This window comes from Mycobacterium sp. D16Q16, assembly GCF_002013745.1.
Lineage (GTDB): Bacteria > Actinomycetota > Actinomycetes > Mycobacteriales > Mycobacteriaceae > Mycobacterium.
The window spans coordinates 287,186-309,001 of record NZ_MAEY01000013.1 but is presented as its reverse complement, the minus strand read 5'-3'; the positions used below and the strand labels follow the sequence as shown (position 1 = coordinate 309,001).

Annotated in this window: 22 protein-coding genes; 11 read left to right on the top strand and 11 right to left on the bottom strand. The window is 65.0% G+C overall.

All coding sequences use genetic code 11. The features are described from left to right. Positions 1-6 precede the first annotated feature (6 nt). From B4394_RS14890 to B4394_RS14870, 5 genes are read right to left on the bottom strand one after another with little or no spacing between them, the layout of a single operon-like run. Positions 7-1,158: a serine hydrolase domain-containing protein gene (locus tag B4394_RS14890; protein ID WP_078311181.1), complete on the bottom strand. Its 1,152-nt coding sequence runs from the start codon at positions 1,156-1,158 to the stop codon at positions 7-9. Then, positions 1,158-2,141, bottom strand: a complete 984-nt coding sequence (locus B4394_RS14885) for a DEDDh family exonuclease (RefSeq protein WP_078315490.1) — start codon at positions 2,139-2,141, stop codon at positions 1,158-1,160. The genes B4394_RS14890 and B4394_RS14885 overlap by 1 nt, the downstream gene beginning before the upstream one ends. Positions 2,142-2,190: 49 nt before the next feature. Then, on the bottom strand, positions 2,191-3,372 hold the full coding sequence (locus tag B4394_RS14880; RefSeq protein WP_078311183.1) for an acyl-CoA dehydrogenase family protein: 1,182 nt from the start codon (positions 3,370-3,372) through the stop codon (positions 2,191-2,193). Next, entirely contained in the window at positions 3,369-4,436 is a 1,068-nt protein-coding gene (locus B4394_RS14875; protein WP_078315488.1) for a phosphotransferase family protein, read from the bottom strand. Before B4394_RS14875 ends, B4394_RS14880 begins: the two co-directional genes overlap by 4 nt. 24 nt (positions 4,437-4,460) lie before the next feature. Beyond that, complete coding sequence (locus B4394_RS14870) at positions 4,461-4,907, bottom strand: MarR family winged helix-turn-helix transcriptional regulator (RefSeq protein WP_078315487.1); 447 nt, start codon at positions 4,905-4,907, stop codon at positions 4,461-4,463. A gap of 286 nt (positions 4,908-5,193) precedes the next feature. On the opposite strand from B4394_RS14870, the gene B4394_RS14865 reads away from it, so the two are divergent. The 5 genes from B4394_RS14865 (at position 5,194) to B4394_RS14840 (ending at position 9,414) form a co-directional block, all read left to right on the top strand. Further along, positions 5,194-5,754, top strand: a complete 561-nt coding sequence (locus B4394_RS14865; protein WP_078311186.1) for a hypothetical protein — start codon at positions 5,194-5,196, stop codon at positions 5,752-5,754. 111 nt (positions 5,755-5,865) lie between these two features. Next, complete coding sequence (locus B4394_RS14860; RefSeq protein WP_139360208.1) at positions 5,866-7,146, top strand: Mur ligase family protein; 1,281 nt, start codon at positions 5,866-5,868, stop codon at positions 7,144-7,146. Next, positions 7,143-7,853, top strand: a complete 711-nt coding sequence (locus tag B4394_RS14855) for a type 1 glutamine amidotransferase (protein ID WP_078311187.1) — start codon at positions 7,143-7,145, stop codon at positions 7,851-7,853. Before B4394_RS14860 ends, B4394_RS14855 begins: the two co-directional genes overlap by 4 nt. A 166-nt stretch (positions 7,854-8,019) precedes the next feature. Continuing rightward, positions 8,020-8,694: a hypothetical protein gene (locus B4394_RS25775; protein WP_286142075.1), complete on the top strand. Its 675-nt coding sequence runs from the start codon at positions 8,020-8,022 to the stop codon at positions 8,692-8,694. Positions 8,695-8,712: 18 nt separating this feature from the next. Continuing rightward, complete coding sequence (locus B4394_RS14840) at positions 8,713-9,414, top strand: hypothetical protein (protein WP_078315483.1); 702 nt, start codon at positions 8,713-8,715, stop codon at positions 9,412-9,414. Positions 9,415-9,429: 15 nt separating this feature from the next. On the opposite strand, the gene recR is transcribed toward B4394_RS14840, so the two are convergent. Together recR and B4394_RS14830 are read right to left on the bottom strand one after the other, a co-directional pair. Next, entirely contained in the window at positions 9,430-10,038 is a 609-nt protein-coding gene (gene recR / locus B4394_RS14835) for a recombination mediator RecR (protein WP_078315481.1), read from the bottom strand. Further along, positions 10,031-10,375, bottom strand: coding sequence for a YbaB/EbfC family nucleoid-associated protein (locus B4394_RS14830; RefSeq protein ID WP_078311190.1), 345 nt, complete (start codon positions 10,373-10,375; stop codon positions 10,031-10,033). The genes recR and B4394_RS14830 overlap by 8 nt, the downstream gene beginning before the upstream one ends. Positions 10,376-10,540: 165 nt before the next feature. On the opposite strand from B4394_RS14830, the gene B4394_RS14825 reads away from it, so the two are divergent. Further along, positions 10,541-11,293 carry an Rv3717 family N-acetylmuramoyl-L-alanine amidase gene (locus B4394_RS14825; RefSeq protein ID WP_078311230.1) on the top strand — a complete coding sequence of 251 codons (753 nt, stop codon included), beginning with the start codon at positions 10,541-10,543 and terminating at the stop codon, positions 11,291-11,293. On the opposite strand, the gene B4394_RS14820 is transcribed toward B4394_RS14825, so the two are convergent. Genes B4394_RS14820 through B4394_RS14810 form a run of 3 tightly spaced genes read right to left on the bottom strand, consistent with a single transcriptional unit; the run spans position 11,290 to position 13,791 of the window. Beyond that, positions 11,290-11,736, bottom strand: coding sequence for an SRPBCC family protein (locus B4394_RS14820; protein WP_078311191.1), 447 nt, complete (start codon positions 11,734-11,736; stop codon positions 11,290-11,292). The two genes, B4394_RS14825 and B4394_RS14820, sit on opposite strands and share 4 nt — an antisense overlap. 49 nt (positions 11,737-11,785) lie before the next feature. Then, positions 11,786-12,598, bottom strand: a complete 813-nt coding sequence (locus B4394_RS14815) for an enoyl-CoA hydratase/isomerase family protein (protein ID WP_078311192.1) — start codon at positions 12,596-12,598, stop codon at positions 11,786-11,788. Beyond that, complete coding sequence (locus B4394_RS14810; protein WP_078311193.1) at positions 12,598-13,791, bottom strand: acyl-CoA dehydrogenase family protein; 1,194 nt, start codon at positions 13,789-13,791, stop codon at positions 12,598-12,600. The genes B4394_RS14815 and B4394_RS14810 overlap by 1 nt, the downstream gene beginning before the upstream one ends. A 90-nt stretch (positions 13,792-13,881) precedes the next feature. On the opposite strand from B4394_RS14810, the gene B4394_RS14805 reads away from it, so the two are divergent. From B4394_RS14805 to B4394_RS14785, 5 genes are all read left to right on the top strand, one after another. Then, positions 13,882-14,553, top strand: a complete 672-nt coding sequence (locus B4394_RS14805) for a TetR/AcrR family transcriptional regulator (RefSeq protein WP_176112818.1) — start codon at positions 13,882-13,884, stop codon at positions 14,551-14,553. Further along, positions 14,540-15,511 carry a phosphotransferase family protein gene (locus tag B4394_RS14800; protein ID WP_078311194.1) on the top strand — a complete coding sequence of 324 codons (972 nt, stop codon included), beginning with the start codon at positions 14,540-14,542 and terminating at the stop codon, positions 15,509-15,511. The genes B4394_RS14805 and B4394_RS14800 overlap by 14 nt, the downstream gene beginning before the upstream one ends. Further along, the gene (gene eno, locus B4394_RS14795) at positions 15,511-16,785 is read left to right on the top strand and encodes a phosphopyruvate hydratase (protein WP_078311232.1); all 1,275 of its coding nucleotides are present in this window, start codon (positions 15,511-15,513) and stop codon (positions 16,783-16,785) included. The genes B4394_RS14800 and eno overlap by 1 nt, the downstream gene beginning before the upstream one ends. 66 nt (positions 16,786-16,851) lie before the next feature. Continuing rightward, positions 16,852-18,222: an FAD-binding oxidoreductase gene (locus B4394_RS14790; RefSeq protein ID WP_078315480.1), complete on the top strand. Its 1,371-nt coding sequence runs from the start codon at positions 16,852-16,854 to the stop codon at positions 18,220-18,222. Then, on the top strand, positions 18,219-19,529 hold the full coding sequence (locus B4394_RS14785; protein WP_078315479.1) for a class I SAM-dependent methyltransferase: 1,311 nt from the start codon (positions 18,219-18,221) through the stop codon (positions 19,527-19,529). Before B4394_RS14790 ends, B4394_RS14785 begins: the two co-directional genes overlap by 4 nt. Here B4394_RS14785 and B4394_RS14780 read toward each other — a convergent pair. Continuing rightward, the gene (locus B4394_RS14780; protein WP_078315477.1) at positions 19,526-21,538 is read right to left on the bottom strand and encodes a DNA polymerase III subunits gamma/tau; all 2,013 of its coding nucleotides are present in this window, start codon (positions 21,536-21,538) and stop codon (positions 19,526-19,528) included. The genes B4394_RS14785 and B4394_RS14780 overlap by 4 nt on opposite strands. Positions 21,539-21,816 lie beyond the last annotated feature (278 nt).

The window sequence follows — 21,816 nt, the reverse complement described above, 5'->3', positions numbered from 1 at the left end:
CCCGAGTCAGCGCGGCTGCGGAATCGCGTTCTCCAACAGGAAGACGTGCTCCGGGCTGATCACCTTGGTGATCGCCGTGCCGAACAGCGTGCTGGGCTGCGCGGGCTGTTTGGCCACATCGGTGTTGAGCAGCGCCACCACCGTGGTCTGCTCGGCCGGCGAGTAGATGGCCAGTGTCTGGAAGCCGGGGATGCTGCCGTTGTGGCCGATCCATCCTCGCGCGTCGAAAATCCCTAAGCCATAACGGATATCGTCAGGGACTGGAGGCATCGCCACGGCCTGCAGGCGCTGCTCCTGGGTGGCGGGTGTAAGGAGCCTGCCGGTCGCCAGCGCGGGCACCCAGATCCTGAGATCTTCGAGTGTCGAGATCATCGCACCCGCCCATGAGGCCCACGACGGGCTCCAATCGGTGCTATCGACAAGCGGCCCGGTCGGCGTCAGCTGCGTGTAACCCTGCGCGTGCGGATCGGGAAGGGTATTGGTGTCCGGAAAGCTGGTGTGACTCAAGCCGAGTGGCTCGGCGATGTGCTCGCGCACGAACTCGGGCAACTTCTGTCCACTGACCTTCTCCACGACTTGCCCCAGCAGTACCGCATTGGTGTTGCTGTATTCATAGCCCTGCCCCGGCGGGAAGTTCGGCGGCTGCGTGAAAGCGTAATCGAGTAGTTGTTGAGTGCCGTAGCGGCGCTTCGGATCGGCCTCCAGGTCGCGGTTGAAGGCTAGCGACATCGAATAGTTGAACAGTCCGCTCTGCATCCGGGCGAGCTCACGCAGGGTGATCTTGTCTCCGCCCGGAACCCGGTCCACATACTTGGCAATCGGATCGTCGAGTCCCAGTTTGCCCTCATCGACAAGCTGCAGCACTGCGGTGACCGTAAAAGTCTTTGTCACACTGCCGATTCGGTGATAGAAGTCGGGGCGCATGGGCGCACGGGTCGCCGTGTTCGCGACTCCAAATGCCCGCACATACTGGCCCTTGGGCCCCCACACCCCGACAATGGCGCCGGGCACCGACGCGCTCGACAACACCTCATTGATGGCAGCGTCGAGCCTGGCCGATGTCTCCGCATCCAGATCAGTGACGGTAATGCGCGAGCGCGTCGCACACCCGCCGATAAGCAGCACGAGCGCGAGTACCACGCAGAGGATTCGGCGCATCAGAACAGCGAGTACTGCGCTCCGGCGCGGCTGGGAACCGTGAACTGCTCGATGTCGGTACCGCCGGCCACGCGTCGCACTTCAGTCATGAACGTTTCGTCATCCAACAGCGGCACACCGAGCGACCGTGCATGAAATCCCTTACCCTGCTCAGGGTTTGGCTGATTGCAGATCACCAGCGAGGTGTCCTCGTCAACCGTATCGGCATAGGCGAGGCCGGCCTGCATGATCTGCTCGACCAGCTCCTCGTGGGTGCGAGCGACCTCCGAACTCAGGGCCACTCGCATGCCCTGCACCAGCGGCTGACCCGCGATGAACGGGCCGGGATTGAGCCAGTGACACGGCTGGCGAGATGCCACGGTCTTGAGCGAGCGCAGCTCGTCGTGTGTCACCCGGCCGTTGGGCCAGCGCTTACGGGTGGTTTCGCGGATAGGAAGCCAGGTTCCGCGTTCCCGCGCCCGCTCAAGCACCTTCGGCAGCACCTCGGCAAGCACCCGGGCATCGTCATAGGCGTCGTGAGCCTTGAGCTGTTCGACGCCCCAGTGCGCGGCAAGGGTTTCCAGGCGCAGGTTCGGCGTCTCCAGGTCCAGACGCCGGGTCAGCTCGACAGTGCACATCACCGCCTCGGTAGGCAGCTCGGCGCCGGCCAGCTCGGCCTCCGCCGCTAGGAACGAATAGTCGAATCCGACGTTATGAGCGACCAATGTCCGGCCCCGCAGCAGCGCGATGAGATCGGGGACGACATCGGCGAACTCGGGCTGTCCCTCCAGCATCTCCGGGGTCAGGCCGTGCACATGCGTCGGGCCCGGATCAACACCAGGGTTGAGCAGACTCACCACACTGTCGGTGATGGTCCCGTCGGTGTCCAGCGCCAACGCCGCGACACTGATGACACGCGCCCGACCTGGCTGAAAGCCGGAAGTCTCCAGGTCAACGACCACCCACTTGGGGCTGTGGTCGGGCGTCTGCCCCCAGATCGGCATGACTCAGGATGGCATGTAGGACCGACAACATCGCGCCCGGCGCGCCGCCCTAGGCGCGCGGGGTGCGGAGAACCTGTCGCCCAATCGCATACTTGTGCACCTCGGTGGGGCCGTCGTACAGGCGGAAGGCGCGCATATCGCGGAAGATCATCTCCACCGGCGTCTCGTCGCTGATGCCGATACCGCCGAGTACCTGGACGCACCGGTCGGTGACCTTGAACAGCTCCTCGGACACGAATGACTTGGCCATCGAACTCTCGTGCCGGCCCTTGGCGCCGTTATCCATCATCCAGCAGGCGTGCCAGATGGTGAGGCGGCATTGATGCAGCGCGATCTCATTGTCGGCGAGCATGAAGGAGACTCCCTGGTGCTCGCCGATGGTCTTGCCGAACGAGGTCCGGGTGCGCGCGTAGTCGACCGCGATGTCCTGAGCGCGGGAGGCGGCCCCGAGCCACCGCATACAGTGCGTCAACCGCGCCGGCGCCAGCCGCAGCTGTGCGTACCGGAAGGCCTGGCCGGTCTCCCCGAGTAGCGCCTCACGCGGCAGGGTCAGATTGTCGAACCGCACCACCGCATGCCCTTCGGCATAGTTGCGGTCCATCGTGTTCATGATCCGTTCGATCACAATGCCTTCGGTGTCGCCATCACATAGGAACAGCGTGGGCCCCTCGGGCAGGTGGTCGTTGGCCTCCAGATTGGCCATGATGATCCACGTCTTGGCGCCGCGTGCTCCGGTGATGAGCCACTTGCGCCCGTTGATGACGAAGTTCTGGCCATCGAAGGTGGCCGAGGTCTTGAGCTGCGACGGGTCCGATCCGGCGCCGTCGGGTTCGGTCATCGCGAACGCCGAGCGCTGATGTCCCTCGATGACCGGGCGCAAGAACTTCTCGGACTGTTCCTCATTGGTGATCTTGCCGAGCAGGAACATATTGCCTTCGTCGGGCGCAGCGCAGTTCATGGCGATGGGTCCCAGGGTGGACCAGCCTGCCGCCTCGAAGATCACCGCTTGCCCGATATGCGAAAGACCCCAACCTCCATAGGATTCCGGCGCCTGCACGGTCAGCAGCCCGGCCTCTCGGGCCTTGCCGACGAGCTCGTTCCGCAGTTCGTCGGTGGGTCCGTGCGCGGTCAGACGAGGGTCGCGCTCGTAGGGAATCACGGTCTCGGTGACGAACTCGCGCACCCGCTGCGCCTTCGCGGCCAGCTCTTCCGGAATGCTGAAGTCGATCATATCTCTCCCTCGGTGAATTGTGTTGCCGCCCAATCAAGGACGGACATGGCAATGTTCTCGAAATCTGCGTATCCGGCGCCGATGAGATCACCGGACTGCCACTTGCGGTACAGCTGCATCCAGGCGACGGCGAGGCGGAGCCGCGCGCAGGCCACATGCCAGTGCAGCGGGCGCGGCTGCGTTCCGGCCGCGGCGAAGTAGGCATCGATAACGTCCCGGCGACTTCCGAATCCGGGTGTTGTGGTGGGCATCTGATGGACAGCACGCACGGCGGCCGGGTCACCCTGCTCCATCCAATACGAGACCAGAATCGCCAGATCAAATAGTGGGCAGCCACGGGTGGTCATATCCCAATCGATGACGGCGTTGGGAGACAACGTTTCCCGGTCGACAAGCATATTGTCGAGCTTGAGGTCCATGTGCAGCAGCGAAACTCCCGCGGGCTCGGGAATCTGCCGCTCCAGCTGTGAGGTCAGCTTCGTGACTACCCCGGGCAGGCCCTCGGGCCAGACGGCATGGGCCCGTCGAGTCCAACCGGTCAGCTGACGGTCCAGCAGGCCCTCGGGCTTGCCGAGTTCGCCCAATCCCACGGACTCGGGTTGCACCCGGTGCAGGGAGGTCATGGCTTCGATGAGGGTGGCGGTGATGCGTTCCGGGGCGTCTCCAGGTAGACCCTGCGGCAGCTCACCGCCGATCGCCAGTCCTTCCCGATACTCCAAAAACTGGAAGGGGGCACCCAGGACGTCCAGGTCGTCGCAGTACGACAGGCCTCGCGGAGCGAGTGTGAAGCCGTCGTTCAGACGCGAGAGCACTCGCCATTCGCGGGCCATGTCATTGGCGCCTTCGGCGATCGGACCCGCCGGCGGGCGGCGAAACACGGCCCGTTGGCCGTCGAGTGTCACCAGATAGTTGAGATTGGCCTTACCGCCGGCGAATTGTCGCGCCGTCGCCGTGTCGAGAGTGCGTCCCTGCCGCGTCGCCCACGCCGACAACGCAGCCCAATCCTGTGGCGTCGTCTCTGCTGTGGCGCGGAACACACGCGTTACCCTAGCCGCGTGCCCCAACCGGCTGGTTGGTTGGGTGGATGGTCACTCGTTTTCGCCGGTAGCGTCGATCAGCCGCCCCAGTATCCGCCGGAGTTCACGCTGATCATCGGCACTCAGCCGGCCGAACATCTCGCCTTCCGCGGCCCAGATCGCCGACTCCACGCGTTTGAGTAACGCCTTGCCCTTGGCAGTAACCCGGGCCGGTAGCGCTCGCCCCGAGGCCGGCACCGTCGGCCTGGACACCAGCGAGACGTTCTGCAACCCGTTGAGAACCTGATTCATCGCCTGCGCCGAGACATTGTGCTCGCGTGCCAGCTCGGCACTGGTACGGCCGGGGCTCTCGTTGAGCATCCGCAGGCACATGAACTCCGGCATCCCGAGCCCGAGCGGCCGCAGCGCAGCAAGGACCTGCGGACGCATCACGGCACCGGCCCGGAACATCAGGTACCCCAGTGGCTCGGCCTCATCGGATTCAGTCATCGCAAGCATCCTGGCATGAACCGTCCAGGACGCACGCAGACTCGCGCCCATTGATGCGGCACACGCGAGCGGTGGGCCCGGCCGGAGCGCCCCGTTTGTCGGCCGCGCGCGAGAGCCCGGCGTCAACCGAGCGGGCGAGTCGTTGCCGGGCAATGGATTATCGCCCCACGCGAAATTCTCAGCGTACTCATATCAAGAACCTTGACATGCCTAATTCGGCGCCTGTATCAAGGGAGTTGATACAGATGCAGTCGGCGACAGGCCAGCTGCCTGATCATCAGAAAAGGAGAGTTAGATGTCTGATTCATTTGCAAGCTCCGAAGGTCGCGGCCCCGGTTTCGGTGGATTCGACGGACCTGGGTTTGGCGGACCCGGATTTGACGGACCGGGGTTCGGCCCCGGCGGTTTCGGTCTGCGAATCAAGCGCGCAGTCACCGCCTCACTGCTGCTTGACGGACCGGCCAGTGCCGCAGAGATCGTGCAGCGTGTCTCGGATACGACCGAGGGTGAGATCACCCTTCCCGAGCCCGTGGTGGCGCGAGTCCTCGAACGGCTGGCTCATCGCGGCGTCGTGAAGACCGATGACGGCGTAGCCGGCCTGACCGAGTTTGGCCGGAAGGTGCTCGCGAAGCGGGGCATCACCACGCACACCGCACAGGCGCTCCGAGCCAAGCTCTTCCCGAAACTCATCAACGTTCTCAAGCTCCGCTCGGGTCTGGCCGAAATCGCCGGACTGGCTCGCGTTATCGCCGTGACCGGAACGGACGAGCAGAAGGAAAAGCTGGCCGAGGCCAGCGCCACCCTCCTGACCACAGTCAACGAGGTCAAACGATCGCTACAGAGCGCTGTCGCCTAGGAGCCGTTCAGCACTGCCCGTGTGGCCGTCCCCGCTGGCCGCACGGGCAGTGAACGCCCCCTCGACGACGGTGACATCGTCCTCGATCGAGGCCTCCAATAAACTCCGCGAGTGACCCAAGACCACCTCTCGGTGCGCGGCCGGATCGCACTGGCCGCAGGACGCGCGGCGCGCTGGGCGTCCCGGATCAGCGGTCGCGGCGCGGGCTCCATGATCGGCGGGCTCGTCGCGCTTAAGTTGGACAGCTCGGTGCTGACGCAGTTGGGCCGCGGACGTCGCACGGTCGTGATCACCGGCACCAACGGCAAGTCCACCACCACCCGAATGACCACCGCCGCGCTCGCGACAGTGGGGCCGGTGGCCACCAACACCGAAGGCTCCAACATGGATGCCGGCCTGGTCGCCGCTCTGGCCGGGACCCGCGAGGCCGAGGTCGCGGTGCTCGAGGTCGACGAGATGCACGTGCCGCATGTCGCGGACGCCGTCAACCCAGCGGCCATCGTGCTGCTCAACCTCAGCCGTGATCAGCTGGACCGCGTCGGCGAGATCAACAACATCGAGCGCACCCTGCGCAAGGGGTTGTCCCGGCACCGCACCGCGGTGATCGTCGCGAACTGCGACGACGTCCTCATGACATCGGCCGCATACGACAACCCCAATGTCATCTGGGTGGCAGCGGGCGGCGGCTGGGCCGGAGACTCGGTGAGCTGTCCGCGCAGCGGGGAACTCATCGTCCGCGACGGAAACCATTGGTACAGCACCGGAACCGACTTCTCCCGGCCCGATCCGCACTGGTGGTTCGATGACGATCGAATCTATGGGCCCAGCGGAATCAGCCTGCCGATGTCTCTGACACTGCCCGGTACCGCCAACCGCGGCAACGCCACGCTCGCGGTGGCCGTGGCTGTCGAGCTCGGCGCCCGCCCCGGTCCGGCCGTCGATGCGGTATCCGCCGTCGATCAAGTGGCGGGCCGCTACCGCAGCATCCACCTGGGCGACCACACGGTGCGCCTGCTGCTGGCCAAGAATCCGGCCGGCTGGCAGGAGGCGCTGTCGATGGTCGATACCGACGCCGACGGACTCGTCATCGCGGTCAACGGACAGGTGCCGGACGGCGAGGATCTGTCCTGGCTATGGGATGTCAACTTCGAACATTTCGCGTGCGATAACCGTGCCGACGATGACATGACCACCGTGCCGCCTGTCGTCGCGTCCGGAGAGCGCGGCACCGATTTGGCGGTCCGGCTGACGTATGCCAGCGTCACACACACCCTGCACCATGACCCGGTACAGGCCATCAAGGCCTGCCCACCCGGCAAGGTCGACGTGATCGCCAATTACACGGCGTTCCTCAACCTCAACCGTGCGCTGACCAAAGGTGGTGCGGCATGAGCGAATCCACCGTCCGAGTCGGCCTGGTGCTGCCCGACGTCATGGGCACGTACGGCGATTCAGGCAATGCCGTGGTGCTCCGGCAGCGGCTGCGGATGCGCGGCATCGACGCCGAGATCGTGGAGATCACCCTGGCCGACCCCGTCCCAGACTCCCTGGACGTGTACACGCTGGGCGGGGCAGAGGATTACGCCCAGCGGCTCGCCACCCGCCATCTCATCGCGCATCCGGGATTGCAGCGCGCCGCTGAACGCGGTGCACCGGTGCTGGCGATCTGTGCGGCAATCCAGGTGCTCGGGCACTGGTACGAAACGTCATCCGGGGAGCGAGTCGAAGGCGTCGGGCTGCTCGACGTCACCACCAGTCCGCAGGAAAAGCGCACCATCGGTGAACTGGCCGGCGTGCCCATCATGGACGAGCTCGAAGACACCCTTACCGGATTCGAGAATCACCGCGGCGGAACGGTTTTAGGACCCGCTGCGGCTCCGCTGTCCAGAGTTGCCCGCGGTGCCGGGAACCGTGCCGGTGACGGTACCGACGGCGTGGTGCAAGGCAGCGTGATCGCCACCTACATGCATGGTCCGTGCCTGGCACGCAATCCCGAGCTGGCAGACCTGTTACTCGCTCGTGCCATGGGTGTGCCGCAGCTGACCGCGCTGGATCTGGACGAGGTAGCGCGGCTGCGTAAGGAACGGCTCAAGTCTTGAGCGGCGAGCGCACTCGCCTGTGCGGTTCCGCGGCCACGCCGATCTCCTAGTGCGCCACGTGCCGGATCGTGAATTCGAGTAGTCGATTACTCACGTAGGCACGGCCGTACGCGCAATACGTTCCTCGGGCATTCAAGGTTCATGCCGAACGCCCAAAGGAGCGATTGTGACAAGCGAATCAGTAACACGGTTCTTAAAGGCCGAACGGCGCAGTTTTACTGTGCCAGAAGAGAAATCGGTAATTGTCGATCCCAATGAACGCGAATGGGCGGAGGTGACACACCGCCTGGAAATCGCCGGATTCGACGACCTTCAGGCACTGCGGCTCGTCCCAGAGCGTTTGGAGGAGCGCACCGCACGCCAAGCCATAGCGGCCGACGACATCGAAGCACGCGAGATCGCCCGGCGTATGGCCGAAACCGTGGCCGAACACCCCGACGCCCAGGATTCTTGCTGTACACCGTGTGCCAGCAAGAGCGACGGGCGCGCGAGCTACCCAGCACGACTCGGTCAGCTCTACCGCGAAATCCGGCCGGTGACGCACACGAATCTGTCACGCGCAGTTGGCGATGCACTTGGGGTGCCGGTGGAGGTCGACAGTCTGGAGGCGAAGATCACCCATTCATTCGCCCAACGGTTCGCCGCACACGTCACCCACATACCGCTGGTAGTCGTGCTGTTCAAAGACATCGAGATCGGCAGAAACGCCACGCTGACATTGGGATCAAAGGCGAAGAGCCTGTGGGCCAACGACATCCGCATCCATTCCGGAGGGCGACTCGTTATCACTTCCAGCTACATCAAAATTCGCGCGACATCCGTCCGCGGCAACCTGGCCTAGACAGAAGGAAAAACAACCATGGCGAACATCATCAGCAATGGCCCAAACGGCGATGCCGGAGCAACAGGAGCGCAGGGTCCCCAAGGGCCCACGGGCGCGGCAGGGGCCATGGCGAACTGCAATTGGCTTGACGACGACTGTGCCACCCGAGGCGGGACCGGCGGAACCGGAGGCAACGGTGTGGCCGGCGGTCCAGGCGGACCGGGCGGCCACGGCGGCGTGATCGACTTCGAGGTAGAGACCTTCATGGACGGCGTATCGCTGCAAGCCAAGGGCGGCCGTGGTGGGAATGGCGGAACCGGAGGAGTCGGCGGAACCGGAGGCACCGGAGGCAAAGGCGGCGACGGAGACGACTGCGAATTCGGAAGAACTGGCGGCAATGGCGGGACCGGTGGTCGCGGCGGAGATGGAAATTTCGCCGGCCCCGGCGGCAATGGCGGCGTTATTCTCGTCAAGTGCCAGCACGACCTGTCCCTGGGCACTCATCCGATGGACGTGTCGGCGGGCACTGGTGGCAATGGCGGAATCGGTGGCGGCAGCGGTCCTGGCGGATCGGTGGGCGCGAACGGTGCGACGACCGGTGTGTTCTCGTCCTCATCGGACTGCAGTGGACCGGGACCTCAACCCAATCCGGGCGCACCCGGCGATCCAGGGACCTCGGTGACGGTGTCAGGAGCGCAAGGCAACCCCGGTCAGGCGCAATTCCTCATCGTCCCCTGAACGTAAGAAGGCACGTCAGAGGGGGCGGCGTCCGGAGAGGGCGCGCCCCAGAGTCAGCTCGTCGGCGAATTCCAGGTCCCCGCCCATCGGCAGACCGGACGCCAACCGGGTGACGGACAGCCCGGGGAAATCGCGCAGCATCCGTACCAGGTAGGTGGCCGTCGCCTCCCCCTCGGTATTCGGATCGGTGGCGATGATGACCTCCGAAATGGAGACCCCATCTTCTTCGGTTCCTATGCGCGTCAACAGCTCCCGAATGCGCAGTTGATCCGGGCCGACACCCGAGAGCGGGTCGAGCGCGCCACCGAGTACGTGATAACGACCGCGGAACTCTCGGGTGCGCTCGACAGCCTGCACATCCTTGGGCTCCTCGACAACGCAGACCAGTGCGAGATCACGTCGCGGATCCGAGCAGATACGGCAGCGTTCCTTATCGGAAACGTTCCCGCAGACCTCACAGAACTGAACGCCATCGCGCACCCGGGTCAGGGCCGCGGTCAGTCGATCGATATCGGGCGCCTCGACGCCCAACAGATGAAAGGCGATGCGCTGCGCGCTCTTAGGTCCTACGCCGGGCAGCTTGCCCAGTTCGTCAATGAGGTCCTGGACCGGCCCCTCAAACACCGGGCAATCCCAGCCCTCCACCAAGATCACCGAGACCGCCGGCGAGCGGGCCCAACCGCTGGCTTGCGAGTTCCTGCGTCTTCGCGGTCAGATCGGCGAGCGCACCGATGACCAGGTCCTGCAGCGTCTCGACATCTTCGGGATCGACGATTTTCGGGTCGATCTGCACGTTGGTCACTTCGCCGGTGCCCTTGCCGGTGATCCGCACCAGGCCGCCACCGGACTCCCCGGTGACCTCGGCCGCCGCGATCTGCGCCTGAGCAGCCATCAGCTGCTGCTGCATCTGCTGTGCCTGCGCGAGCAGGGCGGACATATCCGGGGCGCCTCCGGGTTGCATGTGTCTCCTTAAACGGCGGGTATCAAGTTGGTCACGCTCGCCGGGCCTCGGCGGGTCGTCAACAAGGGTAGCCGCCGCCCGGGCTACCGTGGCCAGGTGCGAGTGAGTTTTTGGCGTGCCGCGGGCCTGACTGGCGTGACGCTGCTAACGGCGGCATCCGTCACGGTGCTGCCCGCCGTCACACCGGCGGCCTCCACCAGCTTCACCGCCAGCGCGGCACCCGGTATCGCCGGACGCATCGTCGTGCTGGACCCGGGTCATAACGGAGCCAACGACGGCTCGATCAACAATCAGGTACCCGACGGGCGCGGCGGCACCAAGAGCTGCCAGACCAGCGGAACCGTCACCGACGGCGGATACCCCGAGCACACCTTCGCGTGGAACACCGTGCTGCTTATCCGTCAGCAGCTGACCCAGCTCGGCGTGCGCACGGCCATGACCCGTGGTGACGACGACAAGCTCGGCCCGTGTATCGACAAGCGTGCGGAGATCGAGAACAGCTTCAACCCCGACGCGGTGGTGAGCATCCACGCCGACGGCGGCCCGGCCGGCGGCCACGGCTTCCATGTCAACTTCTCAAACCCCCCGGTGAACGCCGTGCAAGGCGAGCCGACGGTGCGCTTCGCCAAGACCATGCGCGACAGCCTGCAAGCCGCGGGCCTGACACCGGCGACCTACATCGGCACCGGCGGGCTCTACGGCCGCTCCGACCTGGCGGGCCTCAACCTGGCCCAGCACCCGAAGGTGCTTGTCGAGCTCGGAAACATGAAAAACGCCCAGGACTCCGCGATGATGACCAGCCCCGAGGGCCGCGCCAAGTACGCGCAGGCCGTGGTTCAGGGCATCGTCGCCTACCTCAGCGGTACCGCACCGGCGCCGGGGGTAGACCCGGCGGCGGCGCCTGCACCCGGCGGTTAGGTCGCCGAACCTTCGACCGTCTTCTTCAGGTTGTCCAACACCTCGGCCTGAATTTTCTTGAGCCCCAACGGCGCAAAGGTCTTCTCGAAAAATCCCTTGATACCGCCGCCACCCGTCCACGCGGTCTTGGTGGTGACGGTGGAGCCGGTTCCGGCAGGCGCGACGGTCCAGCTGGTCACCAGCGTGGAGTTGGCGTCCTTCTCGATGACGGTATGTCCGGCCACGCTGACACTGGACTTGATGTCCCGCACCCGCGACTCCGTGGCCTGCAGCTTCCAGGCTGCGACGGTGCCCTCGCCCTGACCGCCTTCGAGCACCTGGTAGTCGCGGTAGTGACCGGACAAAATCTTCGGGCGCACAGTCTGGTAATCGGCAACCGCGGCGAGCACAGCCTCGGGTGCCGCGTCGATCAACACCGAACTGGACGCACTGACCTGACCCATGAGTTCTCCCTCGCTACGACTTGGTTCTACTACTGGTTGTAGTCGCAGTCTAAGGGTCGCCCACGAGATCGCCGAGGCGACGTTCACCGTCCACCGTCTGGCCACCCCGTTGCAGAAAGAGCGCGATTCTTTGGGTGCTGTGCACGTCGGCGAACGCCGCAACGATGGCTGCCCGCTCCGCGGCCAACCCCGGCTCCAGGTCGGTGACCAGCGCATCTACCGTGCTCTTGGCGCCAGCGATCAGTGCGAGCGGATTGACGGCGATGCGCCGGGCGAGTCGATTCACGAACCGCCACCCCTCATCGGGGTCCAGGGCACGATTCACCCAGCCGTATCGCTCCGCCAGGTCAGCATCGAAATCCTCGTGACCCAAAATCACCTCGAGTGCGCGCGCCCGACCCATGCCCTGGACCAAGTGCTGGGGGCCTGAACCCGCCGGCACGATGCCCAGACCCGTCTCCACCTGATTGAAGACGGCCTTGCCGCGCACCGCGAAGCGCATGTCCAGATTGAGGAGGAATTCGCTTCCCCCGCCCGCGACCCGACCCTCCACGAGGGCGATAGTGGCCTGGCGCAGCGCGCGAAACCTGCCGACCAAGCGTTGGAAGGATTCGACGGACTCGGCAGTACGGGCCGAATCCGTTTGCAGAATTTCGACATTCAGGTGCGCGATGAAGAAGTCGGGGTTGGCGCTGCCGAACAGCACCACCGTCACGTCGTCACGGTCGGCCAGCCATCGGGCCAGGCGCGACAGGCTCGCCATGAGTGGCCCGTCGAGCAGATTGAGTGGGCCGTTGTCGATTGTGACGGTCAAGATTCGGTCCGCGAGCACGCAGTGCAGACCGGTGAGCTCGGGTGGCATCAGAATGCGACGGATCCCGGCGGCAGCCCGAGTTCCACCCGTCCGAACAGCTCGTAGGCAGAATCGGTGTCGTAGACAACATGTGTGGACAGCGTGTTCACGTCACGCAGGTGACGCTGCAGTGGCGAGTCTTCGTACTGCGCGGAGGCACCGCACGCCTCGACGGCCTCGGCGATGGCCTGCTTGCAGACCTCGACAACGTAGGCGCAGTTGCGGCGCACCGCCACCCGATCCTCCGTCGTCAATCCCTCGCCAGAACGCAGCTTGCCCTCCACATCGCGCACTGTCTGCAATAGCAGGGCCCGCGCCGACTCTGCCTGCGCGGCAACATGCCCCATGCGGCGGTGCGCGGTGGCGAGTTTGGACTGCTCCTGCATCGAGTAGCGCATCACCCGGGTCTTGATCTTCTCGGTGAACAACTCCACCGTGCCCAACGCCATGCCCACCGCGGGCGCGGCCGCGACATTGGAGAGGGCACAGAACAGCGGTATGCGGTAGATCGCGGCGCCATGGAGGTCGGCGGACGGTGACTGTCCGCGCGCGAGCGGGCCGAACTCCTGCACCCGATGCTCGGGGACGAACACGTCATTGACCGCGATATCCATGCTTCCGGTGCCCCGCAGGCCGGAGGTGAACCAGGTATCGATGACCTCGAGATCATCTCGCGGAATCATGAAGGTGCGCAGATCCGGATATTTCGGCGCTTCCTCGTGCTGCACGACAGCGGCGACCGACGCCCACGATGAGTGCCAGACACCGCTGCCGAATTGCCAACGCCCACTTATCTTGTAGCCCCCCTCGATCGGTACGGCGACACCCGACGGCGACCAGCTGCCCGGAAACAGCAGGGGCGAGCCGGCGGGCACCGAGCCGAACATCTCGTCCTGCAGCTTCTCGGGGAACAATCCGGCGAGCCAGTTGTGAATTCCGTAGATACAGAATGTCCAGGCGGTCGATCCACAGACCTTGCCCACCTCGATGACCGCGCTGACCAACGTTTCCAGGCTGGCCTCGTCACCTCCGTAACGCCGCGGCGCCATCAGGCTGAACAGACCCGATTGCGACAGTTCGGCAATGGTCTCGTCGGGCATCCGGCGCAAGCGCTCCGCCTCGAGCGCCCGTGCGGCGATGTTGGGTGCCAGCTCGCGTGCCCGCTCCACGGCATCGGTCCGCACTGCTGTCGAACTCGTCATCAAAACCTCGCAACCTGCGTAATCATTAGGGGATGACACGCGATCGGACTGAAACTGAATCTCGATTCAGGTTTAATGTAGCCTTGGCTGGTGGTGATGTCTAGCGATTCCGCGATCCAGCCCGTCCCCGTCGAACAGCCCTCGACGCAACGTGGCCGCAGCACGCGCCGCGCCCTGATGGATGCGGCGCGTGAGGTCATCTCCAGGGTCGGGTACGCCGAGACCCGCGTCATCGACATCACCACCCAGGCCGGGAAATCCGTCGGGGTCTTCTACAACTACTTCACCGACAAGGCTGAGCTCCTGCGCACCATGGTCGACGAGTTCCGGGACGAGGCGTACACCCGCGGCGACACCGTCGAGACGGGTGATCGCGCACCGTACGAGGTGATCCGGGACATCGTCACCGTGTACTGGACCACCTATCGCGACCACGCACCGGTGCTCTCCGGGGTATTCCAGGCGGCGCAGATTGATCCGACATTCGTTGAGTACTGGCGGGACCTGCGTGCCCCGGCCCGCACGATGATCGCCAAAAACATTCGGCGGCTACAGAAACACGAGTACTGCCCGGGGATGGATCCCGATATCACCGCGTCGGCGATCGGGGCGATGATGGACTACTTCTGTTACGTCTGGCTGGTCGAGGGTGGCGAGACCGGGCGCAGCTCGATCACCGATGAGGAGGCCATCGATACGCTGGCCCGCATCTGGTTCAACGCGCTGTGGTGGAAATCCGAAGGCGCGCATGGTGCCACCTGACTGGGTGGTCGAACTTCTCTCCCGCGCAGAACTCGTGCCACTGGATGCGCAACCGGTGACCGGAGGGGTGTCCTCCGACGTGTGGCGCGTACGGCTGAGGTCGGGCGAATCGGTGGTGGCCAAGCGCGCCGTTGAACGGCTCCGTGTGCAGGCCCACTGGATAGCACCCCTGGAACGCAACACCTTTGAGGCCCGCTACCTCGTCCGTGCGTCACGGATCGTTCCGTCTTTCACACCTCGGGTTGTCACGTCCGCCGAGGATCTACACGCGTTCGCGATGACCGATCTGGGGCCAATCCCGTCCTGGCGGGAAGATCTGGCGGGCGGGCGCATCGACCCGGAGATCGGCGCGGTGCTCGGCGCACGCCTCGCCACCGTTCACGCCCAGACGGCCGGTGATGCCACGGTGGCAAGCGAATTCGCAGCCGACAATCTCTTCGAGGCGTTACGGATAGAACCGTACCTGCGCTACACCGCAGAGCGCCTCCCACAACACTCGACGATCCTGATGCGGCTGGCCGACGATCTCGCGGGCACGCACCTCGCGCTGGTTCACGGGGATGTGAGCCCGAAGAACGTCATCGTCACCGCGGACGGACCGGTGCTGACCGACGCCGAATGCGCCTGGTACGGCGACCCCGCGTTCGATCTGGCGTTCTGCCTTAATCACCTACTGCTCAAGCGAATATGGAAACCGCAGCACCGCGAACTGCTGCATGACACAAGCGTGCGACTCTTCGCCACGTACCTACAGGGGGTCTCCTGGGAGCCACCGGACGCGGTGGCCGCACGTACCGCACGCCTCCTGCCCGCTTTGGCTCTCGCCCGCGTCGACGGGCGTTCCCCTGTGGACTACCTATCTGCCGCCCAAAGGGATTCACTGCGCAACCGTGCGGGGCAGGCCCTCCATGAATCGGCCGCCGACCCGCTGGCCATCGCACAACAGTTAGAGGGATGATGACCGGAACACAAATCAGTGAAGTGCACGCACGGCGGGTGTGGGATTCACGGGGGCGGCCGACCCTCGAAGCGGAACTGCAGCTGGCCGACGGCAGCATCGGACGGGCGATCGCGCCCGCCGGAGCGTCCCGAGGCAGCGGTGAGGCCACCGATTTACGCGACGGCGGCCGGCCTTTCGCCGGCTACGACGTGACTTCGGCGGTCGGGGCCGCACGCGGCCTAGCAGAACATCTCGTGGGCGTCGACGCCACCGATCAGAAGGCCGTCGACACGGCGCTCACAGCGGCAGACGGGTCGGACGCGTTCTCCCACATCGGCGGGAACACCGCGGTCGCCATGTCGATGGCGGCCGCGCACGCCGCAGCCGCGTCCCATGGAATTCCGTTGTGGCGGTATCTGATCGGTGACCAAACCGCGGCGATGCCACTGCCGGAGATTCAAGTGATCGGCGGGGGCGCCCATGCCGCGCGCCGCACCGATGTCCAGGATTTCATGGTGGTACCGGCGGCCGCCGATAGCATCGAACAGGGACTCAACTGGGTGGCGGAGATCCATCGCGCTTGTGGGGCATTGCTTTCCGAGCGAGGCCGACTCGCCGGGGTGGCCGATGAAGGCGGCTGGTGGCCGGTGGTGGACTCCAACGAGGATGCTTTGGAACTGCTGGTCGCCTCCATCGAGCGGGCCGGCCTGCAGCCGGGCACCCAGGTCACCATCGCGTTGGACATCGCATCGAGCGAGTTCGGTAGTGGTGGCCGCTACCGCCTCGGGCTCGACGGCACCGAACTCGACTCCGACGCCTGGTCGGAGGTTCTGATCGGCTGGATCGATAAGTATCCGATCGCTTCCATCGAGGATCCCCTGGCCGAGGACGATCCGGCCGCCCTGGCCCAGTTCACCCAAGCAGTGGGACACCGCGTCCTGGTCGTCGGTGACGATTTCACGGTGACCAACGCCGGGCGCGTGCTCCGAGCAACCGCGGCCGGAGCATGTAACGGCTTGCTGGTGAAGCCAAATCAGGCGGGAACACTCAGTGCCGCCAAGTCTGCGCACGACACCGCTCACGACTGTGGATGGGACACCATCGTCTCCGCGAGATCGGGTGAGAGCGAGGACGTCACCATCGCGCACCTAGCGGTCGGCTGGGGTGCCGAGCAACTCAAGGTTGGCTCCATCACCAGATCTGAACGCACCGCGAAGTGGAACGAGCTGCTCCGCATCGACGAACAGCTTGGCGGAGCACCGATTCGGTTAGGACGATTGACCCTGGGTTAGTCGCGCTTGGTCGCCGAATCACGATCTCGGGTGCGCCTGGCCCGGAACCGGGCTAGCGTAGTAACTGTGCCTATCTCATTAGGATCGGCGCACGCCGAGGGAGTGAACCGGCTGCTACGGAGTTACCGGGCCATTCCCGCGACGGCGACCGTCCGCTTGGCTAAGCCCACGTCAAATCTGTTCCGCGCAAGGGCAAAGCCGACTACACCGGGCCTGGATATCTCGGGCCTCACCGGTGTCATTGACGTGGACAGGGTCAACAGGACTGCCGATGTGGCCGGCATGTGCACCTATGAGGACCTGGTCGCCGCGACACTCCCCCACGGTCTCTCACCGTTGGTGGTGCCACAGCTCAAGACCATCACGCTCGGCGGCGCGGTCACCGGACTCGGAATCGAATCCGCGTCCTTCCGTAACGGGCTTCCCCACGAGTCCGTTCTCGAGATGGACATCCTCACCGGCTCGGGCGAGATCATCACCGCATCGTCAGACCAACATGTCGATCTGTACCGCGGTTTCCCCAATTCGTACGGCACCTTGGGCTACTCGGTGCGTCTGCGTATCGAACTAGAGCCCGTGACACCGTTCGTTGCCCTGCGGCACATCCGATTCCACAATCTCGATGAATTGGTCTCGGGGATGGAGTCGATCGTGGACTCGGCGTCCTTCCAGGGCGAACGCGTGGACTACCTGGACGGGGTGGTATTCACGGCCGACGAGTCGTACCTGATCCTGGGCACCCAGACGGATGCACCGGGCCCGGTGAGCGATTACACAGGGCAACAGATCTACTACCGATCGATCCAGCACGCGAACGGAACCAGCAACGATCGCCTGACCATTCACGACTACCTATGGCGTTGGGACACCGACTGGTTCTGGTGCTCCCGCGCGTTCGGTGCGCAGAATCCGCGCATCCGCAGGCTTTGGCCACGAAAATACCGGCGCAGCAGCGTCTATTGGAAGATGATCGGCCTCGACCAACGCTACGACATCGCCGACCGTATCGAGAGATTCAACGGACGCGTGGCCCGGGAACGTGTCGTACAGGACGTCGAGGTGCCGATCACCAACACCGCGGAGTTCCTGCGGTGGTTCCTCGACGAGGTACCGATCGAGCCGGTGTGGCTGTGTCCGTTGCGGTTACGTGATAGCGAGGGATGGCCTCTGTACCCGATACGATCGGGACAGACATACGTCAACATCGGATTTTGGTCTTCAGTGCCCGCGGGCTCCGAAGACGGAGCCGCCAATCGGCTCATCGAATGCAAGGTCAGCGAGCTTGGCGGACACAAGTCGCTGTACTCCGAATCCTTCTACCCCCGTGATGAGTTCGAAGCCTTATACGGCGGCGAGCACTATCGGACACTCAAGAAGACGTACGACCCCGATAACCGATTGCTGGATCTCTATGCGAAGGCGGTGCGGCGACAATGACGACTACTCAGGCCAAGAATGAGCGCGGCGAGAACGGCAGGCTCTCGCTCGCCGAGATTCTGGAGATCATGGCGGCCGGGGACCTGCCGTTGCGCTTCAGCGCGTACGACGGCAGCAAGGCCGGTCCCGAGAATGCCGAACTGGGGCTCGACCTGTTGACACCGCGTGGGACAACATATCTGGCGACAGCTCCCGGCGATCTGGGGCTGGCACGGGCGTATGTCTCCGGCGATATCGAAATGCAAGGGGTGCACCCGGGTGATCCCTACGAACTGCTGAAGGCCATGGCCGACAAGCTGGACTTCAAGCGTCCACCGGCACGGGTACTGGCCAACATCGTCAGGTCGATCGGTTTCGAGCATCTGCGCCCCATCGCGCCGCCGCCGCAAGAGGCCCTGCCCCGCTGGCGTCGGGTGGTCGAGGGGTTCCGGCACAGCAAGACACGAGATTCCGAGGCCATCCATCACCACTACGACGTGTCGAACGCGTTCTACGAGTGGGTCCTCGGCCCGTCCATGACCTATACATGCGCGTGCTATCCAAATGTCGACGCCACCCTAGAGGAGGCGCAGGACAATAAGTATCGGCTGGTGTTCGACAAACTGGCGCTCCGGCCAGGAGACCGGTTGCTCGATGTGGGCTGCGGCTGGGGGTCGATGGTCAGGTATGCGGCGCGGCGCGGGGTGCACGCCATCGGTGTCACATTGTCGGCGGAGCAAGCCGCCTGGGCGCAGAAAGCAATTGCCGATCAAGGACTCTCGGATCTTGCCGAGGTTCGTCACGCGGACTATCGCGACACCACGGAGAGAGGGTTCGACGCGGTCTCCTCGATTGGACTGACCGAACACATCGGCATCGCGAACTATCCCGCCTACTTCCGGTTTCTGCAGTCACGCCTGAAGACCGGTGGCCTGCTGCTCAACCACTGCATTACCCGGCCCGACAACCGAACCTCTGCCGTCGCAGGTTATTTCATCGACCGCTACGTCTTCCCCGACGGCGAGCTGACCGGGTCAGGCAAGATCATCACCGAGATACAAAACGTTGGCCTGGAAGTGCTCCACGAGGAGAACCTGCGTCACCATTACGCGCTGACGCTCGCCGAGTGGTGCGCCAACCTCGTCGAACACTGGGACGAGGCGGTCGCCGAGGTAGGTGAGGCCACCGCGAAGGTGTGGGGGCTGTACATGGCGGGTTCACGACTGGGCTTCGAGCGCAACGTCGTTCAACTGCATCAGGTGCTGGCCACAAAGCTGGATGAACGCGGCGGATCCTCACTGCCGCTGCGCCCGTGGTGGCAGCCCTAACTGGGATCGATCTTGCGAGCGCCCAGCTCGTTCTGAAGTAGTTCCAGCGCAACCTCTTCGGGGTCGCGTCGCGGGCCGGTCTCGCCCTGTCCGGCCTCCGCGAGCATCTGCTCCTCCTCGTCCTCAGGGGACGAGGGTTCCGGCTCGGGCTCGGGAGCTGCCTCCGGCTCGGGCGTGGGGCGGCTGGGCCGGGTCACCACCCGCGGCGGGGACTTGCTGGCCTTCTGAGCGGGAGCCGGAGCGCCGGCTTCTCCACTGCCCACCTCGCAGCGGATCTCCCAGTCCACACCGAGCGCGTCCTTCAACGCGTCCCGGATGACCTCGGCATTGCGCGACTCGGTGATGCGCTTGGCCAGCGGCGGCGAATCATGCGACAACACAAGGGTCTTACCCTCGATGGCGCGCACCGTGGCACCGGAGAGCATGACCTCGGTGGTGCGGCTGCGATCCCTCACCTTGGACCGGATCTCGGCCCAGGCGTTGCGGACAGCAGTGGTGTCGAGGGCGCCGGGCTGGTGCGGCGCAGGTGCCGGAGCGGGCTCCGGTTCTGGCTCTGGTTCTGGTTCTGGCTCTGGTTCCGGCGCAGGAGCAGGCGGTACTGGCTCCGGGGTCGGCTCAGGCTCAGGCGCCGGGGTGGGAGGGGGTGGCGCTGGCTCCGGAGTGGGTTCCGGTTCCGGAGCGGGTTCCGGTTCCGGTGCAGGAACGGGTGCCGTTGGCGCGGGGGCTGGTGTCGGCGCGGGAGGCTCAGGCGCCGGAGCCGGTGGCGCGGGTGCTTCCGCAGCCGGTGCCGCGGGGGCCTGCGACCTACGGACAAAGCGCGGCGCCGCGCCTCCCCCATCGGCCTCGGGTACCGACATGTCCAGACGCTTCTCGATGCGTTCGACGCGCTGCAGTACAGCCGATTCCGCATCCGCGGCTGAAGGCAGCAGTAGCCGGGCACACACCACTTCCAGCAGCAGCCGGGGTGCCGTCGCGCCACGCATCTCCCCGAGCCCGGCGTGCAGCACCTCGGCGTAGCGGGTCAGTGTCGCGGGGCCGATGCGCTCGGCCTGTTCACGCATCCGCTCCAGCACATCCTGCGGCGCGTCAACCACACCGCGCTCCGCGGCATCCGGAACGGCTTGCAGGACAATCAGATCCCGGAAGCGTTCCAGCAGATCTGTGCCGAATCGGCGCGGATCGTGTCCGGCATCCATCACGCCTTCGATGGCTCCGAAGACCGCGGCGCCGTCACCGGCGGCGAGGGCGTCGACCGCATCGTCGATCAGCGCGATATCGGTGACGCCCAGCAGCGCGAGTGCCCGCTGGTACGTGACGCGTTCCTCGTCCGCACCGGCAAGCAGTTGGTCAAGTACGGACAGGGTGTCACGGGGTGATCCGGCACCGGCACGGATCACCAGCGGATACACCGGATCGTCGACGGCGACGTTCTCCTGCGCGCAGATGTTCTCGACGAGTGTCCGCATCGTCTTCGGCGCCAGCAGGCGGAAGGGGTAGTGGTGAGTGCGCGACCGGATGGTGGGCAGCACCTTCTCCGGCTCGGTGGTGGCGAAGACGAAGATCAGATGCTCGGGCGGCTCCTCGACGATCTTGAGTAGCGCGTTGAAACCCGCGGTGGTGACCATGTGCGCTTCGTCGATGATGAAGATGCGGTAGCGCGACTGCGCGGGTGCGTAGAAGGCTCTGTCGCGTAGTTCACGGGTATCGTCCACTCCACCATGGCTGGCGGCGTCGAGTTCGATGACATCGACGTTCCCCGAGCCGTTGGGCGCCAGCGCGACACATGAATCGCAGATTCCACACGGCGTCGAGGTGGGTCCCTGCGCACAGTTCAGTGAGCGGGCCAGGATGCGCGCGGAGGACGTCTTACCGCAGCCACGAGGCCCCGAGAACAGATAAGCGTGGTTGATTCGGCCGGCGTCCAGCGCGGTGGTCAACGGTCCGGTGACGTGCTCCTGGCCGATAACTTCGGCGAAAGTCGCCGGGCGATACTTGCGGTACAGGGCCACGGGGAGCAAGGGTACCGGCGAACGCAGACGGTCACATGCGGCCGCCTCCCACACTCCGGTCGCCAAGTTAGAAAAAAGTTTGCTACTGTCCGCTCATGCCTACCTTCAAGGTGAACATCACCACTGTGCTGACTCTGGGCGTCAGCGTCATCTCCCTCGCGTTTACCTCTGCTTGTTCCGGAGAAACTGCCAACAAGCCGTCGGCGAAAAGTTCGCCTTCCGCCAGTGCCCCGACTTCGTCCACACCCGCAGTCAAGTTACCTGCTGTCCCGCTCGAG

Bases quoted from the DNA above. Each gene is read 5' to 3' on its own strand.
- B4394_RS14890 (WP_078311181.1), bottom strand. From the start codon at position 1,158: ATGCGCCGAATCCTCTGCGTGGTACTCGCGCTCGTGCTGCTTATCGGC.
- B4394_RS14885 (WP_078315490.1), bottom strand. From the start codon at position 2,141: ATGCCGATCTGGGGGCAGACGCCCGACCACAGCCCCAAGTGGGTGGTC.
- B4394_RS14880 (WP_078311183.1), bottom strand. From the start codon at position 3,372: ATGATCGACTTCAGCATTCCGGAAGAGCTGGCCGCGAAGGCGCAGCGG.
- B4394_RS14870 (WP_078315487.1), bottom strand. From the start codon at position 4,907: ATGCTTGCGATGACTGAATCCGATGAGGCCGAGCCACTGGGGTACCTG.
- B4394_RS14865 (WP_078311186.1), top strand. From the start codon at position 5,194: ATGTCTGATTCATTTGCAAGCTCCGAAGGTCGCGGCCCCGGTTTCGGT.
- B4394_RS14855 (WP_078311187.1), top strand. From the start codon at position 7,143: ATGAGCGAATCCACCGTCCGAGTCGGCCTGGTGCTGCCCGACGTCATG.
- B4394_RS14840 (WP_078315483.1), top strand. From the start codon at position 8,713: ATGGCGAACATCATCAGCAATGGCCCAAACGGCGATGCCGGAGCAACA.
- B4394_RS14830 (WP_078311190.1), bottom strand. From the start codon at position 10,375: ATGCAACCCGGAGGCGCCCCGGATATGTCCGCCCTGCTCGCGCAGGCA.
- B4394_RS14820 (WP_078311191.1), bottom strand. From the start codon at position 11,736: ATGGGTCAGGTCAGTGCGTCCAGTTCGGTGTTGATCGACGCGGCACCC.
- B4394_RS14815 (WP_078311192.1), bottom strand. From the start codon at position 12,598: ATGCCACCCGAGCTCACCGGTCTGCACTGCGTGCTCGCGGACCGAATC.
- B4394_RS14810 (WP_078311193.1), bottom strand. From the start codon at position 13,791: ATGACGAGTTCGACAGCAGTGCGGACCGATGCCGTGGAGCGGGCACGC.
- B4394_RS14800 (WP_078311194.1), top strand. From the start codon at position 14,540: ATGGTGCCACCTGACTGGGTGGTCGAACTTCTCTCCCGCGCAGAACTC.
- eno (WP_078311232.1), top strand. From the start codon at position 15,511: ATGACCGGAACACAAATCAGTGAAGTGCACGCACGGCGGGTGTGGGAT.
- B4394_RS14785 (WP_078315479.1), top strand. From the start codon at position 18,219: ATGACGACTACTCAGGCCAAGAATGAGCGCGGCGAGAACGGCAGGCTC.